The organism is Streptomyces sp. NPDC003697 (assembly GCF_053587115.1).
Genome location: NZ_JBSFNN010000003.1, coordinates 12,294 through 34,208, shown reverse-complemented (window position 1 = coordinate 34,208; position 21,915 = coordinate 12,294). Strand labels below are relative to the sequence as shown.

At 72.8% G+C, this 21,915-nt stretch carries 20 protein-coding genes; 12 read left to right on the top strand and 8 right to left on the bottom strand.

What is annotated here, in order from left to right; translation table 11 throughout:
* Positions 1 to 192 precede the first annotated feature (192 nt).
* From ACWDNY_RS01775 to moaA, 3 genes are all read left to right on the top strand, one after another.
* Positions 193 to 549 (top strand): DUF485 domain-containing protein, encoded by a 357-nt coding sequence (locus ACWDNY_RS01775; RefSeq protein WP_451643705.1) that lies wholly within the window; start codon positions 193 to 195, stop codon positions 547 to 549.
* Positions 546 to 2,165, top strand: a complete 1,620-nt coding sequence (locus ACWDNY_RS01770; protein ID WP_451643704.1) for a solute symporter family protein — start codon at positions 546 to 548, stop codon at positions 2,163 to 2,165. Before ACWDNY_RS01775 ends, ACWDNY_RS01770 begins: the two co-directional genes overlap by 4 nt.
* A 178-nt stretch (positions 2,166 to 2,343) precedes the next feature.
* Positions 2,344 to 3,333, top strand: coding sequence for a GTP 3',8-cyclase MoaA (gene moaA / locus ACWDNY_RS01765; protein ID WP_451643703.1), 990 nt, complete (start codon positions 2,344 to 2,346; stop codon positions 3,331 to 3,333).
* A 74-nt stretch (positions 3,334 to 3,407) separates the two neighbouring features.
* Here the strand turns inward: moaA and ACWDNY_RS01760 are convergent, their stop codons facing one another.
* Entirely contained in the window at positions 3,408 to 3,620 is a 213-nt protein-coding gene (locus ACWDNY_RS01760; RefSeq protein ID WP_451643702.1) for a hypothetical protein, read from the bottom strand.
* A gap of 222 nt (positions 3,621 to 3,842) precedes the next feature.
* The gene (locus ACWDNY_RS01755; RefSeq protein WP_451643809.1) at positions 3,843 to 4,283 is read right to left on the bottom strand and encodes a DUF3099 domain-containing protein; all 441 of its coding nucleotides are present in this window, start codon (positions 4,281 to 4,283) and stop codon (positions 3,843 to 3,845) included.
* Positions 4,284 to 4,621: 338 nt separating this feature from the next.
* On the opposite strand from ACWDNY_RS01755, the gene ACWDNY_RS01750 reads away from it, so the two are divergent.
* On the top strand, positions 4,622 to 4,909 hold the full coding sequence (locus ACWDNY_RS01750) for a GlsB/YeaQ/YmgE family stress response membrane protein (RefSeq protein WP_451643701.1): 288 nt from the start codon (positions 4,622 to 4,624) through the stop codon (positions 4,907 to 4,909).
* A 141-nt stretch (positions 4,910 to 5,050) separates the two neighbouring features.
* On the opposite strand, the gene tyrS is transcribed toward ACWDNY_RS01750, so the two are convergent.
* The 3 genes from tyrS to ACWDNY_RS01735 form a co-directional block, all read right to left on the bottom strand.
* Complete coding sequence (gene tyrS / locus ACWDNY_RS01745; protein ID WP_451643700.1) at positions 5,051 to 6,319, bottom strand: tyrosine--tRNA ligase; 1,269 nt, start codon at positions 6,317 to 6,319, stop codon at positions 5,051 to 5,053.
* Positions 6,320 to 6,385: 66 nt separating this feature from the next.
* The gene (locus ACWDNY_RS01740; protein WP_451643699.1) at positions 6,386 to 7,780 is read right to left on the bottom strand and encodes a metallopeptidase TldD-related protein; all 1,395 of its coding nucleotides are present in this window, start codon (positions 7,778 to 7,780) and stop codon (positions 6,386 to 6,388) included.
* A complete protein-coding gene (locus tag ACWDNY_RS01735; protein ID WP_451643698.1) occupies positions 7,777 to 9,300 on the bottom strand; it encodes a TldD/PmbA family protein in 1,524 nt (507 codons plus the stop codon). The genes ACWDNY_RS01740 and ACWDNY_RS01735 overlap by 4 nt, the downstream gene beginning before the upstream one ends.
* A gap of 579 nt (positions 9,301 to 9,879) precedes the next feature.
* On the opposite strand from ACWDNY_RS01735, the gene fabG reads away from it, so the two are divergent.
* The 3 genes from fabG to ACWDNY_RS01720 all read left to right on the top strand — a co-directional run bounded on the left by fabG (position 9,880) and on the right by ACWDNY_RS01720 (position 11,990).
* Positions 9,880 to 10,584, top strand: a complete 705-nt coding sequence (gene fabG / locus ACWDNY_RS01730) for a 3-oxoacyl-[acyl-carrier-protein] reductase (protein ID WP_451643697.1) — start codon at positions 9,880 to 9,882, stop codon at positions 10,582 to 10,584.
* Between the two features lie 5 nt (positions 10,585 to 10,589).
* The gene (fabI, locus tag ACWDNY_RS01725; RefSeq protein ID WP_451643696.1) at positions 10,590 to 11,357 is read left to right on the top strand and encodes an enoyl-ACP reductase FabI; all 768 of its coding nucleotides are present in this window, start codon (positions 10,590 to 10,592) and stop codon (positions 11,355 to 11,357) included.
* A 282-nt stretch (positions 11,358 to 11,639) separates the two neighbouring features.
* Positions 11,640 to 11,990 carry a hypothetical protein gene (locus ACWDNY_RS01720; RefSeq protein WP_451643695.1) on the top strand — a complete coding sequence of 117 codons (351 nt, stop codon included), beginning with the start codon at positions 11,640 to 11,642 and terminating at the stop codon, positions 11,988 to 11,990.
* Here ACWDNY_RS01720 and ACWDNY_RS01715 read toward each other — a convergent pair.
* Positions 11,968 to 12,660 carry a FadR/GntR family transcriptional regulator gene (locus ACWDNY_RS01715; protein ID WP_451643694.1) on the bottom strand — a complete coding sequence of 231 codons (693 nt, stop codon included), beginning with the start codon at positions 12,658 to 12,660 and terminating at the stop codon, positions 11,968 to 11,970. The two genes, ACWDNY_RS01720 and ACWDNY_RS01715, sit on opposite strands and share 23 nt — an antisense overlap.
* A gap of 67 nt (positions 12,661 to 12,727) precedes the next feature.
* On the opposite strand from ACWDNY_RS01715, the gene ACWDNY_RS01710 reads away from it, so the two are divergent.
* From ACWDNY_RS01710 to ACWDNY_RS01695, 4 genes are all read left to right on the top strand, one after another.
* Positions 12,728 to 14,092 carry a CynX/NimT family MFS transporter gene (locus ACWDNY_RS01710; RefSeq protein ID WP_451643693.1) on the top strand — a complete coding sequence of 455 codons (1,365 nt, stop codon included), beginning with the start codon at positions 12,728 to 12,730 and terminating at the stop codon, positions 14,090 to 14,092.
* A 129-nt stretch (positions 14,093 to 14,221) separates the two neighbouring features.
* Positions 14,222 to 14,338, top strand: coding sequence for an SGM_5486 family transporter-associated protein (locus ACWDNY_RS01705; protein ID WP_451643692.1), 117 nt, complete (start codon positions 14,222 to 14,224; stop codon positions 14,336 to 14,338).
* Between the two features lie 170 nt (positions 14,339 to 14,508).
* Positions 14,509 to 14,715, top strand: coding sequence for a hypothetical protein (locus ACWDNY_RS01700; protein WP_451643691.1), 207 nt, complete (start codon positions 14,509 to 14,511; stop codon positions 14,713 to 14,715).
* Positions 14,716 to 14,836: 121 nt separating this feature from the next.
* The gene (locus ACWDNY_RS01695) at positions 14,837 to 15,355 is read left to right on the top strand and encodes a SixA phosphatase family protein (protein ID WP_451643690.1); all 519 of its coding nucleotides are present in this window, start codon (positions 14,837 to 14,839) and stop codon (positions 15,353 to 15,355) included.
* Positions 15,356 to 15,565: 210 nt separating this feature from the next.
* Here ACWDNY_RS01695 and serB read toward each other — a convergent pair whose 3' ends face one another.
* Positions 15,566 to 16,774 (bottom strand): phosphoserine phosphatase SerB, encoded by a 1,209-nt coding sequence (gene serB / locus ACWDNY_RS01690; RefSeq protein ID WP_451643689.1) that lies wholly within the window; start codon positions 16,772 to 16,774, stop codon positions 15,566 to 15,568.
* Positions 16,775 to 16,993: 219 nt separating this feature from the next.
* A complete protein-coding gene (locus tag ACWDNY_RS01685; RefSeq protein WP_451643687.1) occupies positions 16,994 to 19,129 on the bottom strand; it encodes a streptophobe family protein in 2,136 nt (711 codons plus the stop codon).
* A gap of 229 nt (positions 19,130 to 19,358) precedes the next feature.
* On the opposite strand from ACWDNY_RS01685, the gene ACWDNY_RS01680 reads away from it, so the two are divergent.
* On the top strand, positions 19,359 to 21,875 hold the full coding sequence (locus ACWDNY_RS01680) for an FHA domain-containing protein (RefSeq protein WP_451643686.1): 2,517 nt from the start codon (positions 19,359 to 19,361) through the stop codon (positions 21,873 to 21,875).
* Positions 21,876 to 21,915: the final 40 nt, after the last annotated feature.

Here is a 21,915-nt window from a genome sequence, read left to right as displayed (position 1 = left end):
CAGGTACATGACGGGTGTCGCAGGGCGAAACTATCCCCCCGCCCGGCTGGCCAGCAATGACTTCCGCACACGACTTCAAGAAGTCCGCCGATGACGTGAACCGGTCCCCACGCGGCGCCGTGGACCTACCAAGGAGGCGCGAGCACCGCCGGGCCCCCTGCCGCAACCGCACCCGCACCGCGAGGAGATCCCGTGGCCACCGACGCACCGCCCCCCTCGGCAGCGCAGCAACCGCTCCCCACCCATGAGGAGTACACACAGGTGCAGCAGAGCGCGGAGTTCGGCGAACTGCGCCGCTCCTACCGCTCCTTCGCCTTCCCGCTGACCGTGGCGTTCATCGCCTGGTACCTGGTCTACGTCCTGCTGTCGAACTACGCCGGTGACTTCATGGGCACCCAGCTGTTCGGCAACGTCAACGTCGCCCTGGTGCTCGGACTCGGCCAGTTCCTCACCACGTTCCTCATCGCGTGGTGGTACTCGCGGCACGCCGCCGCCAAGCTCGACCCGAAGGCCGAGGCCATCAAGAACCGTATGGAGGGCGCCGCATGAGCCACGCACTGGTCCTGGCCGCCGGCGAGGCCGGCGAGCACCGGCCGCTGATCATCACCCTGTTCGCGGTGTTCGTCCTCGCCACGCTCGGCATCACCGTCTGGGCGGGCCGTCAGACGAAGAGCGCCGCCGACTTCTACGCGGGCGGGCGGCAGTTCACCGCCTTCCAGAACGGCCTCGCCGTCTCCGGCGACTACATGTCCGCCGCGTCCTTCCTCGGCATCGCGGGCGCCATCGCCCTCTTCGGCTACGACGGCTTCCTGTACTCGATCGGCTTCCTGGTGGCCTGGCTGGTGGCCCTGCTGCTGGTCGCCGAACCGCTGCGCAACTCCGGCCGCTACACCATGGGCGACGTCCTCGCCTACCGGATGCGCCAGCGGCCGGTCCGCACCGCGGCGGGCACGTCGACGATCGTCGTCTCGATCTTCTACCTGCTGGCCCAGATGGCCGGCGCGGGCGTCCTCGTCTCGCTGCTCCTCGGCATCACCAGCGACGGCGGGAAGATCGCCATCGTCGCCCTGGTCGGCGTGCTGATGATCGTGTACGTGACCATCGGCGGCATGAAGGGCACCACCTGGGTGCAGATGGTCAAGGCCGTCCTGCTCATGGCGGGCGCCCTGCTGCTCACCTTCCTGGTGATGCTGAAGTTCGGGTTCAACGTCTCCGACCTGCTCGGCAAGGCCGCGAGCAACAGCGGCAAGGGCACCGCCTTCCTGGAGCCCGGCCTGAAGTACGGCGCCAGCGGCACGACCAAGCTGGACTTCGTCTCCCTCGGCATCGCCCTGGTCCTGGGCACCGCGGGCCTGCCGCACATCCTGATCCGCTTCTACACCGTGCCCACCGCCAAGGCCGCCCGGAAGTCCGTGAACTGGGCGATCGGCCTCATCGGCGCCTTCTACCTGATGACCATCGCCCTCGGCTTCGGCGCCGCGGCGCTGATCAAGCCGGAGGAGATCATCGCCTCCAACAAGGCGGGCAACACGGCTGCACCCCTGCTCGCCCTGCACCTGGGAGGCGTCGACTCCACCTGGGGCGCCATCCTGCTCGCCACCATCTCCGCGGTCGCCTTCGCCACGATCCTCGCGGTCGTCGCGGGCCTGACCCTGGCCTCGTCGTCCTCCTTCGCGCACGACATCTACGCCAACGTCATCAAGAAGGGGCAGGCCGGTGAGAAGGAGGAGATGCGCGCGGCCCGCTGGGCCACGGTCGGCATCGGCGCCGTCTCCGTCCTGCTGGGCGCCCTCGCCCGCGACATGAACGTGGCCGGTCTGGTGGCCCTCGCCTTCGCGGTCGCCGCCTCCGCCAACCTGCCGACGCTCCTCTACAGCCTGTTCTGGAAGCGGTTCACCACCTCCGGAGCCCTGTGGTCGATCTACGGCGGCCTCGTCACCGCGGTCGGCCTGGTGCTGTTCTCCCCGGTGGTGTCGGGCAAGCCGACGTCGATGTTCCCGGAGGCCGACTTCCACTGGTTCCCGCTGGAGAACCCCGGGCTCATCTCCATCCCGGCGGGCTTCCTGCTCGGTATCGTCGGCACCCTGCTGTCGAAGGAGGAGCCGGACCCGGCCAAGTACGCGGAACTGGAGGTGCGGTCCCTGACCGGCACCGGAGCCCACTGAAACCGCCGGGCGCCCCGGCGCCCGCGGCACGGCCGCGTGGTGACGTCCCCCGGAACGGGGGACACTCACGACGCGGCCGTGCCGCATCCCGTCGCACCGGGTTGCTGTCGATGTCGGTGCCGTCACGTAGGCTCGCAGATGACGGAAGACGGGATCCGCGACGCGGGAGGGGGCCCACGTGCTCATCGACACCTACGGCCGGGTGGCCACCGACCTGAGAGTCTCCCTGACCGACCGCTGCAACCTGCGGTGCACCTACTGCATGCCCGAGGAGGGCCTGCAGTGGCTGGCCAAGCCCGATCTGCTCACGGACGACGAGATCGTCCGCCTCATCGACGTCGCGGTCACCTCCCTGGGCATCGAGGAGGTCCGCTTCACCGGCGGCGAGCCCCTGCTGCGCCCCGGCCTGGTCGGCATCGTGGAGCGCGTCGCGGCTCTCGGCCCCCGCCCCCGGATGTCCGTCACGACCAACGGCATCGGCCTCAAGCGCACGGCGACGGCCCTGAGGGACGCCGGACTGGACCGGGTCAACGTCTCCCTGGACACCCTGCGCCCGGACGTCTTCAAGACCCTCACCCGCCGGGACCGCCACAAGGACGTCCTCGAGGGCCTGCACGCCGCGCGCGAGGCCGGTCTGACCCCGGTGAAGGTGAACGCGGTCCTGATGCCGGGCCTGAACGACGACGAGGCCCCCGACCTGCTCGCCTGGGCCATGGCACACGACTACGAGCTCCGCTTCATCGAGCAGATGCCCCTGGACGCCCAGCACGGCTGGAAGCGCGAGGGCATGGTCACCGCGGGCGACATCCTGGCCTCCCTGCGCACCCGCTTCGAGCTGACCGCCGAAGGTGCTCAGGAGCGCGGCTCGGCGCCGGCGGAGCGCTGGACCGTCGACGGCGGCCCGCACCGCGTGGGCGTCATCGCCTCCGTCACCCGCCCGTTCTGCTCGGCCTGCGACCGCACCCGCCTCACTGCCGACGGCCAGGTACGCACCTGCCTGTTCGCCACCGAGGAGACCGACCTGCGCGCCGCCCTGCGCTCGGGCGCGCCCGACGAGGAGATCGCCCGCGTCTGGCGGCTGGCGATGTGGGGCAAGAAGGCGGGCGCGGGACTGGACGACCCGTCGTTCGTGCAGCCGGACCGCCCGATGTCGGCGATCGGCGGTTAGCGGCTGTACGGCGGACCATGCCGCAGGCGCGGTGCCGGGGCCCGCGAGCCCGGCCCGCCGGCGAACGAGAGGTCCTATGGGGTTTCGGACGCCTGCCACTCCCGCAGGAGCACCACGTCCTTCAGAAAGCCCCGCACACCGAGGAACTGCGAGAGGTGCTCCCGGTGCTCGTCGCAGGCCAGCCAGGTCTTGCGCCGCTCCGGCGTGTGGATCTTGGGGTTGTTCCAGGCCAGCACCCACACGGCGTCGGCGCGGCAGCCCTTTGCGGAGCAGATCGTGTCACTCACAGGTTCGTCTCACCACAGCGTGAACAAGGCGACGCCGAGCAGCCACGGGGGGAGCTGCCCGGCGTCGGTCTGTCGCTCCGACGGGGGATGCGGAGCGCCTACGAAGTATGTCACGGGTAACCCGCCGCCCGGCACCGGAACAACATGATTGATCTGAGGTTTTCCTGAGCTTCGTGCGAAGCTCTCGCTCCGTTTGTTCCCCGTCCCGCCCGGCCGGGGAGGTCAGCTCGGTCCGGACCGCTCGCCGGGCACTCCCGCGGCCGGATCGGCGGCGGCCTCCCGCGGAGCGGATCGCCCGAAGTCGCGGCCACCGCCGTCCGTCTTCCCGCCCTCGGCACCGTCGTCGGAGTCCGCGCCGGTCGTGGACGGAGGCGTGATCATGGGGCGCGTCGGCACGGTCACGAAGGTCGACGGCAGCGACGGCGCCCGCTCACGCCCGGCGTTGGCCACCACGACCGCGATGTACGGCAGCACCGCACCCAGCACCAGGGCCACGATCGCCACGTACCGCTCGACGTTCCACAGGGTGGCCGCGAGGATCACCGCCAGCGTCCGGACCGACATCGAGATCACATACCGCCGCTGGCGGCCCCGCACGTCCTCCTGGAGCCCCGTCCGGGCTCCGGTGATCCGGAACACCTCGGCGCCGCCGCCACGCTGCATCCGCACCACGATCCACCATCCGCCCGCTCGGACTTCTCCCGGCCCGTGGCCCCGCCCGCATCCGGTCGGGAGCGCGAACCCGAACAGCTCCACGGTACGCCGCGGCCCCGCCGCGTTCGAGACCGGGCTCCCCGCGTGGCGCGCCCGGTATGCGCCCTTCCGCTCCGGCCGGCCGACCCGCGCAGGGGCGCCGGCGCCCCGGGCCCTCCCACGCGACGGTGGCCCCAGCCCGCGCACACGCCCCGCCTCCGCCGTGCGCGCTCCGTCCGACATGCGCCGTACGTCCGGGCGGCCGACACTGGCGGTGACCGTCGGCCGAGGCGTACGAGGAGGCAGCCATGGGCTGGTTGTGGGCAATCATCGTGGGATTCGTGCTGGGCCTGATCGCCAAGGCGGTCATCCCCGGGAAGCAGCACAGTCCCCTGTGGCTGACCACCATCTTCGGCATGCTGGGCGCCCTCGTCGGCAATGCGATCGCCCGTGCGCTCGGAGTCGGGGCGACCCCCGGCATCGACTGGTGGCGGCACCTGTTCCAGCTCGTCGCCGCGATCATCATCGTCGGCGTCGGTGACATGGCCTACATGGCCCTGCGCAACAACAGGAGGAAGCAGCGGCATGCGGTCTGACGGCGTCGTCCGGACCGGGAGGACGGACCCGGGCCGCGCACCCGTGGCGGCTTCGGCGCGGCTGCCGATTGCCCGGGGAGGCCGGACGGCGAAGGGGGCGGCTCCGTCCGGGAAGCCGCCCCCTTCGCCGTGCGTCCCGGCTCAGGCGCCGGCGACCTCCACCGCCGCCAGGTTCTTCTTGCCGCGGCGCAGCACCAGCCACCGGCCGTGCAGCAGCTCCTGCCCGGTGACCACCGCGTCCTCGGCGGTGACCTTGACGTTGTTCACGTAGGCGCCGCCCTCCTTCACCGTGCGGCGCGCGGCCGACTTGCTGGCCACGAGACCGACCTCGGCGAACAGGTCGACCGCCGGGCCGAGCTCGGCGACCCGGACGTGCGGGACCTCCGACAGGGCCGCGGCCAGCGTCCGCTCGTCGAGGTCCGCCAGCTCCCCCTGGCCGAACAGGGCCCTGGACGCGGCGATCACGGCCGCCGTCTGGTCGGCGCCGTGCACCAGCGTCGTCAGCTCCTCGGCCAGCGCCCGCTGCGCGGCCCGGGCCTGCGGACGCTCCTCGGTCTGCTCCTCCAGCTCCTCCAGCTCCTCGCGGGACCTGAAGGACAGGATGCGCAGGTAGCGGGAGATGTCCCGGTCGTCCACGTTCAGCCAGAACTGGTAGAACGCGTACGGCGTCGTCATCTCCGGGTCCAGCCAGACGGCGCCGCCCTCCGTCTTGCCGAACTTGGTGCCGTCCGCCTTCGTCATCAGCGGCGTCGCCAGCGCGTGCACGGTGGCGTGCGGCTCCAGCCGGTGGATCAGGTCCAGGCCCGCGGTGAGGTTGCCCCACTGGTCGCTGCCACCCTGCTGGAGCGTGCAGCCGTACCGGCGGTACAGCTGCAGGAAGTCCATGCCCTGGAGGATCTGGTAGCTGAACTCGGTGTAGCTGATGCCCTGGTCGGACTCCAGACGCCGGGCGACGGAGTCCTTCGTCAGCATCTTGTTGACGCGGAAATGCTTGCCGATGTCGCGCAGGAACTCGATCGCGGAGAGGTCCCGCGTCCAGTCCAGGTTGTTCACCATGACCGCCGCGTTCTCGCCCTCGAAGGACAGGAACGGCTCGATCTGGCGGCGCAGCCTGTCCACCCAGCCGGCGACCGTCTCCGGGTCGTTCAGGGTGCGCTCCGCGGTCGGGCGAGGGTCGCCGATCAGGCCCGTGGCGCCGCCGACCAGCGCCAGCGGCCGGTGACCGGCCTGCTGGAGCCGGCGCACGGTGAGCACCTGCACCAGGTGCCCCACGTGCAGTGACGGCGCCGTCGGGTCGAAGCCGCAATAGAACGTCACGGGACCGTCCGCGAGCGCCTTGCGCAAGGCGTCCTCGTCGGTGGACAGGGCGAACAGCCCGCGCCACTTCAGCTCGTCGACGATGTCCGTCACGGTTCTCGTGTCTCCTCGATGATCTACGGCCGGTCGGGTGACGGCCGATTGCGAACGCCTACGAGGTTATACGCCCTGGCTGACGGAGCTCATATTGAAATCGGGGATGCGCAGCGGCGGCATCGCGGCCCTGGTGAACCAGTCGCTCCACTCCCTGGGCAGCGTCTTCTCCGTACGGCCCGCCTCCGCCGCCCGGCCGAGCAGGTCCACCGGCGACTCGTTGAACCGGAAGTTGTTGACCTCGCCGGTGACCTCGCCGTTCTCCACGAGGTAGACACCATCCCGGGTCAGCCCGGTGAGCAGCAGCGTCGCCGGGTCCACCTCGCGGATGTACCACAGGCAGGTCAGCAGCAGCCCCCGCTCGGTGCCCGCCACCATCTCCTCCAGGGAGCGGTCCGAGCCGCCGTCCAGGATCAGGTTCCCGGCGGACGGGGCCACCGGCAGCCCGGTCAGGCCCGCACTGTGCCGGGTGGTCAGCAGGTGCCGCAGTGCGCCGTCGCCGATCCACTCCACCGCGGGCACCGGCAGTCCGTTGTCGAACACGGACTGGTCGCCCCCGGAGGAGTGCGCGACCACGAACGGAGCGCACTCCAGACCCGACGCGTGCGGGTCGCTGCGCAGGGTCAGCGGCAGCTCGCTGAGTTTGTCCCCGACGCGCGTACCGCCACCCGGCCGGGAGAACACCGTCCGCCCCTCGGCCGCGTCCCGCCCCGAGGACGACCACATCTGGTAGATCAGCAGGTCCGCGACCGCGGTCGGCGGCAGCAGCGTCTCGTAGCGTCCCGCGGGCAGCGCGGTCCGTCGCTCGGCCCAGCCCAGCCGGACGGCCAGCTCCGCGTCGAGCGCGGCGGGGTCGACGTCCCTGAAGTCGCGCGTCGACCGGCCGGCCCACGCCGACCGGGTGCGGTCGGCGGACTTGGCGTTCAGCTCCAGCGTGCCGCCCGGCTGGTCGTGACGCAGCCGCAGCCCCGTCGACGTCCCCAGGTAGGTCGACACCATCTCGTGGTGGGCGAAGCCGTACAGCTCGCGCCCGCCGGCCCGGGCGCGGGCGAACGACTCGCCGAGCGCCGGCGCGAAGTCCGCGAACACCGCCGACGACGTCTCGGCGGGCGCGTCGGTGAAGTCGGGGGACGCGGGCACGTCCGCGACCAGCGGCTGCGCGTCCTCGGCCGGCCCGGCGCCGCGCGCGGCGGCCTCGGCCGCCCGCACCAGTGGCTCAAGCTCCCCGGTGGTCACCGCGGACCGCGACACCACGCCCGAGGAGGTGCCCTCCTTGCCGTCGACGGTCGCGATGACGGTGAGCGTGCGCCCGCGCGTGACGCCGTTCGTCGTCAGCGCGTTGCCCGCCCAGCGCAGATCGGCCGTGGACCGCTCGTCGGCGATCACGATGCACCCGTCGGCGCGCGACAGCTCCAGGGCCCGCTCGACGGTCTCGTACGGCTTGTCGGTGCGCGAACTCATCGGCCGGCCTCCTGCGTGGTGTTCAGAATGGTGACGCCCCGGAAAAGGGCCGACGGGCAGCCGTGGGAGACCGCCGCGGTCTGCCCCGGCTGGGCCTTGCCGCAGTTGAAGGCGCCGCCCAGGACGTAGGTCCCCGGCCCGCCGACGGCCGCCATGGAGCCCCAGAAGTCGGTGGTCGTGGCCTGGTAGGCGACGTCCCGCAGCTGCCCGGTGAGGCGGCCGTTCTCGATCCGGAAGAAGCGCTGCCCGGTGAACTGGAAGTTGTAGCGCTGCATGTCGATGGACCACGACCGGTCCCCGACGACGTAGATGCCCCGGTCGACGCCCCCGATCAGGTCCTCCGTCGACAGCCCCGCCGGGTCCGGCAGCAGCGACACGTTGGCCATGCGCTGCACCGGCACGTGCGCCGGCGAGTCGGCGAAGGCGCAGCCGTTGGACCGCTCGAACCCGGTCAGCCGCGCGATGCGCCGGTCCAGCTGGTAGCCGACCAGCGTCCCGTCCTTGACCAGGTCCCACGACTGGGCCTCGACGCCCTCGTCGTCGTAGCCGACGGTGGCCAGGCCGTGCTCGGCGGTGCGGTCGCCGGTGACGTTCATCAGCTCCGAGCCGTACCTCAGCCTGCCGAGCTGGTCGAAGGTGGCGAAGGAGGTGCCGGCGTAGGCGGCCTCGTAGCCGAGGGCCCGGTCCAGCTCGGTGGCGTGGCCGATGGACTCGTGGATGGTCAGCCACAGGTTGGACGGATCGACGACCAGGTCGTACTGGCCCGGCTCGACGCTCGGCGCGCGCATCTTCTCCGCGAGCAGCTCGGGGATCCGCGCGAGTTCGCCCTCCCAGTCCCAGCCGGTGCCGGTGAGGTACTCCCAGCCGCGCCCGGCGGGCGGGGCGAGGGTGCGCAGGGAGTCGAACTCGCCGCTGGAGCCGTCGACCGACACGGCCGTCACCTGCGGATGCAGGCGCACCCGCTGCTGGGTGGTCACCGTCCCGGCGGTGTCCGCGTAGAACTTGTTCTCGTGCACGGTGAGCAGCGAGGCGTCGACGTGGTCGACGCCGCCCGCCGCCAGGAGTCGCGCGCTCCACTCGGTCAGCAGCGCCTGCTTCTCCTCGTCCGGCACCGTGAACGGGTCGACCTCGTACGACGACACCCACGTCCTGTCGGCGTGCACCGGTTCGTCCGCGAGCTCCACGCGCTCCTTCGACCCGGCCGCCGCGATCACCTGGGCGGACAGCTTCGCCATCGCCACGGCCTGCGAGGCGACCCGGGCGGCCGCGTCCATGGTCAGGTCCACGCCGGAGGCGAACCCCCACGTGCCGCCGTGCACGACCCGGACCGCGTACCCCAGGTCGGTGGTGTCCGAGGACCCGGCGGGCCGGGCGTCCCGGAACTGCCAGGACGCGTTGCGCACCCGCTCGAACCGGAAGTCGGCGTGCTCGGCCCCGAGCGCCCGCGCGCGGGCGAGCGCCGCGTCGGCCAGGGAGCGTAGGGGCAGGGCCAGGAATGACTGATCCACTTCGTGGGGCACGGGTGGGTTTCCCTTCGAATGCTCTCCTGCGGTGACCGTCGCAGGCAGTGAATCACGTCTCAGCGCCGCGCATCCCGTGGAAAAAACACACGCTCCGGCGCGGGCACGGCACTTCGACGGAAGGCCGTCACGTCTCGGGAGGGTCCGGGTCCGCGCGAGGCCGTGCGGGGGGACGGCGAACCGCCCACGTTCCCGTCCCGTTCCGGCGCAGTCGACGACCGTCCGCCGCAAGGACCCAACGGCACAGGGGAGTTGCGGTGCCTCCGCGCCGGGCCGCCGCCGGGTGGCGGATCCGCCCCGCGCCCCGCACGGACCGGCCTCACACCCGGCGGCGTACCCGGCGCCCGGTCACCACGGCGGACTGATGCCGGGGGGCCGCAGTCACGGACAGCCGTCCGCCTGCCCGGCACGGTGGACCGGCCGGGCCGCCGACTGTAGGAACCCGACAGGAGCGGAGATGCGCCACTGTTGGTGCCCGATTGTCCGCCGGTGCGGCCGGACCGATAGGTTTTCGGGGAAGCCGCCTGCTCATCCAGGTGTCCGGGCGGGTTGTCAGACCGCTATCGAAAGGGTGATCCGTTGAGCCGCTCGGTTCTCGTCACCGGAGGCAACCGGGGCATCGGCCTCGCCATCGCCCGTGCGTTCGCCGACGCCGGCGACCAGGTCGCGATCACGTACCGTTCGGGGGAGCCGCCGGCCGGGTTCCTCGCCGTCAGGTGCGACATCACCGACCCCGAGCAGGTGGAGCAGGCCTACAAGGAGATCGAGGCCCAGCACGGCCCGGTCGAGGTCCTGGTCGCCAACGCCGGCGTCACCCGGGACCAGCTCCTGATGCGCATGTCCGAGGAGGACTTCACCTCGGTCGTCGAGACCAACCTCACCGGCACCTTCCGCGTCGTCAAGCGCGCCAACCGCGGCATGCTGCGCGCCAAGAAGGGCCGCGTCGTCCTGATCTCCTCGGTCGTCGGTCTGCTCGGCTCGGCGGGGCAGGCGAACTACGCCGCCTCCAAGGCCGGCCTGGTCGGCTTCGCGCGGTCCCTCGCCCGTGAGCTGGGCTCGCGCAACATCACCTTCAACGTCGTCGCCCCCGGCTTCGTCGACACCGACATGACCCGGGCGCTCAACGACGAGCAGCGCGCGAACATCGTGGCGCAGGTGCCGCTCGGCCGGTACGCGCAGCCGGAGGAGATCGCCGCCGCGGTGCGGTTCCTCGCCTCGGACGAGGCCTCGTACATCACTGGAGCCGTCATCCCCGTTGACGGCGGACTGGGAATGGGTCACTGATCACCATGAGCGGAATCCTCGAGGGCAAGCGCGTCCTCATCACCGGTGTGCTGACGGAGGCCTCCATCGCCTTCCACACCGCCAGGCTGGCCCAGGAGCAGGGCGCCGAGGTCATCCTCACCGCGTTCCCGCGGCCCACGCTGACCGAGCGCATCGCCAAGAAGCTCCCCGCGCCCACCAAGGTCATCGAGCTCGACGTCACCAACGACCAGCACCTCGGCCGGCTCGCCGACGTCGTGGGCGAGGAGCTCGGCGGCCTCGACGGCGTCGTCCACTCCATCGGCTTCGCGCCGCAGGACGCGCTCGGCGGCAACTTCCTCAACACGCCGTTCGAGTCAGTCGCCACGGCGATGCACGTCTCGGCGTTCTCCCTGAAGTCGCTGACCATGGCCTGCCTGCCGCTGATGCAGAACGGCGGCTCGGTCGTCGGCCTCACCTTCGACGCCTCGTTCGCCTGGCCGCAGTACGACTGGATGGGCCCGGCCAAGGCCGCCCTGGAGGCCACCAGCCGCTACATGGCGCGCGACCTGGGCAAGCAGAACATCCGCTGCAACCTCGTCTCGGCGGGCCCGCTCGGCTCCATGGCCGCGAAGTCCATCCCGGGCTTCAGCGAGCTGGCCTCCGTGTGGGACACCCGCTCCCCGCTGGAGTGGGACCTGAAGGACCCCGAGCCGGCCGGCCGCGGTGTCGTGGCGCTGCTGAGCGACTGGTTCCCGAAGACCACCGGCGAGATCATCCACGTGGACGGCGGTCTGCACGCCATCGGCGCCTGAGCGGAATCGCCCGGACCGCACCCGGGCGGCAAAGCCCGCGCCCGAAGGCCCGCGCCCCCGACGACCGGGGGCGCGGGCCTTCGGCGTCGGGGGAGCGGACCCGGCGTCGGTGGAGCGGCCTCCCGCGCCGACGGGGGGACAGGGCCGGCGAAGGCGTGGGGGAGTGCGTCACCCGTCCGGCTCATCCCACCGGGCGGGGGACGTGCCCGCCCGGCACGCTGGGAGTGCGTGGTCCGCCCTCCCCCGCGCTTTCCTCCCCAGCCCGGCCGAGGAGGTCCCCTTGTGCGCCTGTCCAGCAGCGTGGCCTCAGTGACCGCGGCCGTCACCCTCGTGCTCGCCCTGCCCTGTGAAGCGATGCCGCATCCGCTCACCCGGGTCCGGGAAGCCGCGAGCCCCGAGCCGTTCGGAGCCGCCTGCCGCACCCGCGTCAGCGGCTCCCACGTCACCGCCTACTGCCACAATCCCTACCCGGGGCCGGACCGGGTCAGCCTGCACGTCGAGTGCGCGCGCTGGTGGGACCTCGACAGCGACGGGTCCCCGGTCGACGCGGACCCCGCCCAGACCGTGCGGCTGACCGGCCGCTGCTGGGCGGAGGTCGCCTCGGCGTGGATCAGTCACCAGCGGGCCGGCTGAACCGGCCCGGGCGGCACGACAGCGGATAGCTCGCGGCCTCCGCGGCGGCCGACTCGGCGTCGCCCGCGCGGATCGCGTCGAGCAGCCGCGTGTGGTCCATGCGCGTCTCCGGCGTCAGCCCGGGCCCGACGTCCGCGCGCAGCCAGTCCCGCAGCACCTCGCCCAGGTCCGCGTACATCGCCGTCATGGCGTCGTTGTGGGAGGCGGCCACCACTGCCAGGTGGAAGGTGGCGTCCGCCGCCACGAACGCCTCCGCGTGCCCGGACTCCCACGCCTCCTCGCGCCGTACGAGCAGCGCGTCGAGCTGTTTGAGGTCCCTCTCGGTGCGCCGCTCGGCGGCCAGCTTCGCCGCCCCCGACTCCAGCGTGGAGCGCAGTTCGGCGATGTGCCGTGGATCGGCGCCGGCAAAGCGGCGGTGCATCACGCCCGCCAGCTCACTGGTCGCCACGACGTAGGTGCCGGAGCCCTGGCGGATGTCCAGCAGGCCGTTGTGCGCGAGTGCGCGGACCGCCTCCCGGACGGTGTTGCGGGCGACGCCGAGCTGCTCCACCAGCTCCGGCTCCGTCGGGATGCGGGAGCCGACCGGCCACTCGCCCGAGGTGATCTGGTTCCGCAGCTCGGCGATGACCTGCTCGGACAACACCGACCGGCGGGGATGGCTCAGCGGCATGACACACCTTCGCACGCGGGGCCCGGCGGGCGTCGGCCGGGCCGTGGACACGTCATCCCATGATTCTATGATGTGCCCCATGGCAAGCGAGGAAACCCGGACGACGCCGACGACCGAACGAACCCCGGCCGCGACCGCCGCCCCCCGGGAACCCGGCCCCACCGCGCCGTCCGGATGGGCGATACGCCTGGTCGTGGTCGGCATCGTGCTGGCCGCACTGAACCTGCGGCCCGCCATCACCAGCCTCGGCGCGCTCCTCGAGGAGGTCCGCGACGGGCTCGGCATGAGCGGCAGCGTGGCCGGACTGCTGACCTCCGTGCCCTCACTGTGCTTCGCCGTCTTCGGCGTGACGGCGCCGCGCCTGGCCCGCCGCTTCGGACCCGCCGCGGTGGTGTGCGCCGGCATGGCCGCCATCGCCGTGGGACTGGCGGTCCGGCCGTACGCCGGCGGCACGCCGGGCTTCCTGGCGGCCAGCGCCCTCGCCCTCATGGGCATCGCCGTGAGCAACGTCCTGATGCCGGTGATCGTCAAGCGCTGGTTCCCCGACCGGGTCGGTCCCATGACCGGTCTGTACTCGATGGCTCTCGCCCTCGGCACCTCCGTCGCCGCCGCCGCGACCGTGCCGCTGACCGGGGCGCTGGGCGGGAACTGGCAGCCGGGCCTGGCCGTGTGGGCGGTGCTGGCGGCGGTGGCCGTGCTGCCGTGGCTGCCACTGGTACGGGACCGTCAGATTCCGCGGACGTCGCCGCGGCAGGAGCAGGGGCAGCCGGCCGCGCCGCCGGAGGGGCAACCGGCCGCGCCGCCGGAGGGGCAACCGGCCGCGCCGCCGGAGGGGCAGCCGGCCGCGCTGCGCATCACCCGCAGCCGCACCGCCTGGGCACTCGCCGTCTTCTTCGGCCTCCAGGCCACCGCCGCCTACATCACCATGGGCTGGATGGCGCAGATCTTTCGCGACGCGGGGGTGCCCGCCGGCACGGCCGGCGTCCTCCTCGCCGTGACCATGGTCATGGGCGTGCCGCTCGCCTTCGTCATCCCGCGGCTGGCCACCCGGCTGCCGCACCAGGGCCCCATCGCGCTCGTGCTCGGCGTCTGCGGCCTCGCCGGCTACGCGGGCCTGTATCTCGCGCCGGCCGCGGGAGCCTGGGCCTGGGCCCTGCTGCTCGGCGTGTCCAACTGCGCCTTCCCGCTGGCGCTGACCATGGTCGGGATGCGGGCCAGGACCGGCGCGGGCGTCGCCCAGCTGTCGGCGTTCGCGCAGAGCACCGGCTATCTGATCTCGATCCCCGGCCCCCTGCTGGTGGGCGTCCTGTACCAGGGCAGCGGCGGCTGGGGGTTGCCGATCGCCCTGATGAGCGCGCTGATGCTGCCGCAGATGGTGGTCGGCTACCTGGCGGGGCGCGACCGCACGGTGGAGGACGAGGCGCAGCGCTGAGGGCGGCGGCCGGCGGGCGGTCCCGGGCGGCGCGGCGCGCCATGCCCCCGCGGAGGCCCCCCGGGCGGCGCGGCGCGCTGACGGTCCCCCGCGGCCCGGTTTCCGGACGCCGGGTGCGAGACTTGCCGTATGCCAGTGCTCGAGCCGAACCCCCGCAACGGCCAGAAGAAGATGCTGATCGTCTTCGGCGCGTTCTTCGCCATCTTCGCCGTCATCGCCGTCGTCGCGACCCTCGTCGCTCCGTGACCCCGCTCCCCGCGGGCCGATGGTGGGGTTGTCCCCCCATCCCCTAGGGGGCGCGGCTCAGGGTCAAGTGGGTGGGTCACCGGATGGGCCGACGGATGCCGGGTCCGTAACTTCGAGGTGTGACCGCGGGGCGCGGACCACGGACCACTCGGAGACCAGCGGAGGCGATCATGCCGGCCCGTACGCACACCCGGCACCACCCGGCGGCCCCGGGCGGCACCGACACCCGGCTGCCGTGGTGGGCCCTGGCCCTGCCGGTGCTCGCCTTCACCACGCTGCTCGTCCTCCTGCTGAACCCGTCCCACGCCCAGGCGGCCACGGCCGATCCCGCGATCACCCAGCTGCTCGAGCGCGCCCAGGAACTGCTCGCCCGCTGAGACGGCCCGCGGGGGACCCCGCGCGCGGCTCCCGCGATCGCCGCGCGCGACCGCCCCACCCAGAGAATCCGCATGTCAACTCCCTGCGCCGCGTGGCCTGTTTCATGCGAAGCTGGGTTCCATGAGCGTCGCAGAACCCCGCAGTATCGTCCTCTTCCGGCATGCGAAAGCCGACTGGCCACAGGTGAACGACCATGAGCGACCGCTCGCCGAGCGGGGCCGCAAGGACGCCGCGGTGGCCGGGCTCAAACTGGCCGACACGGGCATCTCCTTCGATCTGGCCCTGTGCTCCACCTCGACCCGGACCCGCGAGACCTGGAAGATCGCCGTCCATGAGTTCCCCCATCGGCCGAAAACCGTCTATGAGGAGCGGATCTACGAGGCCTCGCCGGGCGAGCTGATCGCCGTGCTCAACGAGATCCCGGACGACGTGCGGAACGTGGTCCTGGTCGGGCACAACCCGGGCATCCAGGGCCTGGCCGAGGTGCTGTCCGGGTCGGCCGACAGCGACGCCCGCGAGCGGATGAGCCGCCGCGGGTTCCCGGCCGCCGCCTTCGCCGTCCTCTCCTTCGACGGCGCCTGGAAGAGGCTGGAGCCGGCCGCGGCCACCCTGGCCGACTACTGGGCGCCGACGGAGTAACCACGCCGGCACCGGCTCCGCGGGGGGCTCGGGTGACCGGGGCCCGGCGGGACCTTGCCGGCGCCGGCCCGCCCGCCCGTGCTCGTGTCAGCGGGCCCGCAAGATCCCCGGCGGCCCACGCCCACTGCCGTCGGGGCCCGGCTCGGGCGGCCCGTTCCCGCTCCGGGACCGGACCCCGCGAGGCCCGGTCCCGCGGCCCGCGCTCCGCGCTCAGTCCTCCTCGTGCGCGTCCGCCGCCTCGACCTCTTCCCGGGTGACCCCGAGCAGGTACAGGACCGTGTCGAGGAACGGCACGTTCACCGCCGCGTGAGCGGCTTCGCGCACCACCGGCTTGGCGTTGAAGGCGACCCCGAGACCGGCCGCGTTCAGCATGTCCAGGTCATTGGCACCGTCGCCGATCGCGACGGTCTGCGCCAGTGGGACGCCCGCCTCGGCGGCGAACCGGCGCAGCAGCCGGGCCTTGCCCGCCCGGTCCACTATCTCGCCGGTGACCCGGCCGGTGAGCTTTCCGTCGACGATCTCCAGCGTGTTGGCCTGGGCGAAGTCGAGCCCCAGCCGCTCCCGCAGATCGTCCGTGACCTGGGTGAACCCGCCCGAGACGACACCGACCTGGTAGCCGAGCCTCTTCAGGGTGCGGAGCAGGGTGCGGGCGCCCGGCGTCAGCCGCACCTCGCTGCGCACCTTGTCCACGACCGACGCGTCCAGGCCCGCCAGCAACGCCACCCGCGCGTGCAGCGACTGCTCGAAGTCCAGCTCCCCGCGCATCGCGGCCGCGGTGACCTCGGCGACCTTGTCCTCACAGCCCGCGTGCGCGGCGAAGAGCTCGATGACCTCGTCCTGGATGAGCGTGGAGTCCACGTCCATCACGACCAGCCGCTGCGCCCTGCGGTGCAGGCCCGCCGCGACGACCGCGATGTCGACGCCGAGAGCCGCCGCGTCCGTCACCAGGGCGGTGCGCAGGCGCTCCGTCTCCACCCCGGACACCGCGAACTCGACCGCGGTCACCGGGTACTTGGCCAGCCGGAATATCCGGTCGATGTTGCCGCCGGCCTTGGTGATCCGGGCCGCGATCTGGGCGGCCGCCTCCGCGGTGAGCGGGTGGCCGAGGACGGTGACCAGGGAGCGTCCGAGGCCGCGCGGCCGGTTGTCGCCGTGACCGGAGATGATCTCCGCCTGCATCTTCATCGACTCGGCCCAGCTGTGCACGGTGGCCCGCAGGTCGCCCTCGACGGTGGCCGCCGGATGCGTCACGAGCGCGCACAGCACGATCCGGCCGCGCGTGACGACCTGCTCGATGTCGACCACGTCGACGGAGAAGGCCGCCAGAGTGTCGAAGAGGCCGGCCGTGATGCCGGGCCTGTCCTTCCCGAAGATCTTGACGAGAAGCGTGGGAACGTCGGAGGTCTGCGAAGCGCTCATGGTGCCTCCACCGTATCCGGCACGCGGTGCCTCCCGCCCGTCCGGTCCGTCTGACGGACAGGGAACTCCTGCTGTCCACCAGGTGCCCGGCGGGTTACGGCTCGGGTTGTGCCGGGGACTTCCCGGCACGCCGGACGCCGGTCCTCGCCGCGGCCCCTCAGCCGCCCGCGGGCAGGGGTTCGCCGCTGCCGTCCGTCCGGCCGTGCTCCCCGGCCGTGATCACGTGCCCGGCGCCCCGGGCGGTGGCGGTGGGGGCGCGGGAGGCTCGTCCGGAGGGGGCGGCGGCCAGTCCATGGGGCGGAGGCGGGGCCGCGGTGGGAGCGGCGGCGGCAGGAGGGGACCGGCCACCGTGGGCGCGCTGTACAGGTCGCCGGACGGGGCGTCCGGCCCTTCCTCCTGCACCGGCCGCCCGGGTGGCTCCGTGTACCGGGGTGGCCGCGTAGGCCGGTCGGGTGGCCAAGTGTCCTGGACCGGCCGCGGGGGCCGGTCGGGCGGTCCGGTGTCCCGGGGTTCCCGCCCCGGGCCGTCCGGAGCCGGCGCCCCCGACGGCTCCCACCTCGGCCTGCCCGGCAGCGGGGCGCCGTACGGGCCCCAGGGCCGGTCCGGCGGCGGGGCGTCCTGCGGCTGTGGCCCGGGCCGGTCCGGCGGCCGTGCGCCGTACGGGCCCCACGGCCGGTCCGGCAGGGTTCCCCCCGAGCCGTCCCACCCGACACCGCTGTGCCCCGCACGCTCTCCGCTCCCTGGCGACCCCGCCGGCCCTGCGGGCCCGCGGCCCTTCGCCGTAGCCGCGATGCGCCCGTCACCCCGTGCCAGAGGCGCGGCGCGCCGCCCGGCGGCTCCCGTCGCCCGCGCCAGCAGTGCGCCGGCGGCCCCGGCCCCGGCGCCCCAGACCGCGCCCAGCAGCGCAGCCGTGCCCCCGTGCCCGTGCAGGTCGATCCCCGCGTCGAGCGCGTCGATGCCGAGCACGGACACCGAGGCGCTCAGGGAGACCTCCGTCCACCGGACGAGCAGGGGCAGCACCAGCGCGGTCACCACCCCGAGCCGCACCGCGCACTGCCCGACGAAACGAAGCCCGCCGGGACCGCGGAGGGCGCCGGGGCCGCCTACGGACGAGGAACCGGAACCAGGACCCCCGACCGCCCAGGACTCGGCCGCCGCCGCCGGCAGCGGCGCCCGCCCGCCACCCGCCGGCACCGGCGACCCGGGCGCCCCCGTCCCCGGCGACGGTGCCCGCGCCCCCGCCCTCTCCGGCGGCGTCCGCACCGCCGTCAGCACCCCCGCCAGAAGCATCGCCGCCGCCGCCCCCACCGCCAGCAGCCACACCCGCCCGTCCAGGGCGGCCAGGCGTTCCAGCGTGACCGGCCGGCCGGGGCGGGCGGTCAGCACCGTGTCCAAGGGGCCGGGCAGCAGCCGGGCGAGCGCGCCCGTCGCCGTGCCGTCCGACGGCACGAACAGGCCGAGCGGGAGGCCCGACCACACCCCGTTGGGCGCCCCGAGCAGCGCCGCGCCCACGACCCGCCCGGGGTGGGCGTCGCCGGCCGCCGCGTACGCCGCCGCGGCGAGCCCCGCCGCCACCGCGACCAGCAGCGCCCCGGCCAGCGCGGACACGGCCGGCCGGACCACTCGGTGGACGGCTTCGAACCCGCGCGGCAGGGGAGTGCGGCGCGAGGTGAGCAGCGCCAGCAACAGGACCCCGGCCGCCCAGCCGGCAGCGGCGAGCAGGGTGGGTGCGGTGCGTACGGAGAAGGCGATCGCCGCCCGGACGTCGACGAGATCACCGATCGCGTCGGGCAGCAGACCGCCGATGTCCCCTGCGTTCCCCAGGCCGGGAATCTCCGGGCCCCCGGATCCACCGCCGCCGGTCACCCGGTCCAGCCCGACGGCACCGCCGTCGATCGCGACGACTCCGTGGCCCGCCCGGACCAGCGCGCCCAGTGCCGCCACGAACAGCACCACCACCGCTGCGGCGCGCACGAGGAGTCGGGACGGCGCGATCACCGCTCCCGCCCCGCGCAGGGACCGCAGGAAGAAGTACGACAGCAGGAGCGCACCGACGAGGCTCACCCCCAGAGGCGTGGCCTCGACGGCGGTGTGCGCCCGGGCCCCTTCCCATCCGAACGCGGACACCTCGCCGGACGTTGTGACGGAGCCCCCCACCGCCAGAGCCATCAGCGCCGCGGCCATCGGCGCCGGCGACCCGCCCGAGTCCATCCCGAGCAGATGCGCACCGACCGCGGCCGTCGCCGCCATCCCGGACAACGCCCAGCTCACCGAGGTGATCGCGGCCGGCAGGATGTCCCGCCACGGCAGACGGGCGTCCTGCCGCGCCCTGTCGGCCGTCGTGGCAGCGCTCATGGCCAACCCCCGATCCACGGACGCGGCCCGGCCGCCGCGCATGTCCCCCTCGCGTGGATTACCACTCTCCGGGCCGGTTTCAACCCCGCCGGCGAAGGCAGTGGAAGCGCGCCCCGCGCACGCTCCCCACGGCCCGACTTCCGGTCGGAGAGCGGAGCCTGTCATAGTTCCCCCCGATGTTCGACATCCCTAGACTCCCTGCGACGGGGGTAATTCGGGGGACAACTCAGTGGGGCATGGAGTGCCGGAACTCGTACTGGAATCAAACGGACGGACCTGGACGCTCGATGCGTCCACGTCCTACACCCTGGGACGCGATCCGCAGGGTGACATCGTGTTCGACGACGCCAGGGTCTCATGGCGTCACGCCACGATCAGCTTCAACGGCCGCGGTTGGGTCCTCGAGGACCACCGCAGCACCAACGGCACGTTCGTGGCGGGGCAGCGGGTCCAGCAGGTGGAGATCGGTCCCGGCTCGGTCGTCCATCTCGGCAACGCCACCGACGGACCGCGCCTCGGCCTCTCCGGCGCCGCGGCCGCCGTCGCGACACCGCAGGCGCAGCCCCAGCAGCAGCCGTACGCCGCCCACGGCGCGAACGCCGGCTGGGCCCAGCAGGCCCCGCAGCCCGGTTGGCAACAGCCGCAGCAGGCAGCGCACTCGGCGTCGATTCCGCAGCAGCAGGGCCCCGGTGGCGGCGCGGGGGCGCCGCCGGTCCACGGCGACCGCAGCCCGACCACGTTCCACCAGTTCTCCCTCGGCCGCGTCATGCGCATCGGCCGCGCCCTGGAGAACGACCTGGTCGTCTCGGACCTGCAGGTCTCCCGCAACCACGCCGAGTTCCACTCGATGCCCGACGGCCGTATGGAGATCCGCGACCTCGGCTCCCACAACGGCACCTACGTCAACGGCCAGCCGATCCCCAAGGGCGGCTCGGCGCAGCTCGGCCCCACCGACATCGTCGGCGTCGGCCACTCGACGTTCCGGATCGTCGGCGACCGACTCGAGGAGTTCGTCGACACCGGTGAGATCTCCTTCTCCGCGCGCCAGTTGACGGTGACGGTCGACGGTGGCAAGCAGATCCTCAAGGACGTCTCCTTCGGCGTCCCGGAGAAGTCGCTCGTCGCCGTCATCGGCCCGTCCGGTTCCGGCAAGTCGACCCTGCTCAAGGCGCTCACCGGCTACCGCCCCGCCGACCAGGGCGAGGTCCTCTACGACAACCGCAACCTCTACAAGCAGTTCGCCGAACTGCGCCAGCGCATCGGTCTGGTCCCGCAGGACGACATCCTGCACAAGGAGCTGAGCGTCAAGAAGGCCCTCAAGTACGCGGCCAAGCTGCGCTTCCCGGCCGACACCACGGCCACCGAGCGCCAGGCCCGCATCGACGAGGTGCTGCGCGAGCTGAAGCTCGACATCCACAAGGACAAGAAGGTCACCTCCCTGTCCGGCGGTCAGCGCAAGCGCGTCTCGGTGGCCCTGGAACTGCTGACCAAGCCGTCGCTGATCTTCCTGGACGAGCCGACGTCCGGCCTCGACCCGGGCATGGACCGCGACGTGATGCAGCTGCTGCGCGGCCTCGCGGACGACGGCCGCACGGTCCTCGTCGTCACCCACTCCGTGGCCGAGCTGGCGCTGTGCGACAAGCTTCTGGTGATGGCGCCGGGCGGCTCCGTCGCCTACTTCGGCCCGCCGGAGGAGGCGCTGAACTTCTTCGGCTACGACACCTGGGCCGACGTCTTCTCCGCCTTCGAGAACTACCGCGACTACGACTGGGCCGGCCGCTGGAAGGGCTCGCAGCACTACCAGATGTACGCCGCGGACATCGACGCCGTCGCCCCGCAGTCCGCGCACATGCCTCCGCCGCAGGCGGTCAGGCCGCCCAAGCCGCAGGGCTGGGGCTCGCAGCTGCTGACCCTGATCCGGCGGTACGTGTCGGTCATCGCCTCCGACAAGGGCTTCCTCGTGCTGACGGTCGTCCTGCCCGCGGTGCTCGGCGCGGTCAGCCTGCTGATCGACTCGGACAAGGGCCTGCTGGTCAACCCGGTGAACCCGAAGACCGGGGTGCACATCCCGAACGGCACGGCCACCACGGTGCTGCTGATCCTCTCGGTCGGCGCGTGCTTCGCGGGCGCCGCGAACTCCGTCCGTGAGCTGATCAAGGAACGGGTCATCTACGAGCGGGAGCGCGCAACCGGCTTGTCCCGCTCGGCGTACCTGATGTCCAAGGTGGTCGTCCTCGGCGCCGTCACCGTGCTGCAGGGACTCATGGTGGGTCTGATCGGCTTCTCCAGCCGCGAGATCCCCGAAGAGGGCCTGATCCTGGGCGATGCGACGCTGTTCGAGCTGTGCCTGCCCATCATGGCGCTCGGCTTCACCTCGATGATGTTCGGCCTGGTCATCTCCTCGCTGGTGAAGACCGCCGAGAAGACCATGCCGCTGCTCGTGATGTTCGCGATCATCCAGGTCGTGTTCACCGGTTGCCTGTTCACCCTGAACGGCACCGTCGGCGTCAATCAGTTCTCGTACCTGATGCCGTCGCGCTGGGCGGTGGCCGCCGCCGGCACCACGCTGGACTTCAACGACATCGCCCCGAACGGCGACGACCCGACCAGTACGGACCCGCTGTGGGACCACCAGGTCTCGGCGTGGGGCATGGACATGGCCGCCCTGCTCGCGCTGGGCGTCCTCTGCGGCTTCCTCGTGGCGCGCTTCCTGCGCCGTCACGAACCGGAGGTCATGCGCAAATAGAGGTCGTGCGCGCAGGGGTGCCGGGCACCCCTGCGCACGA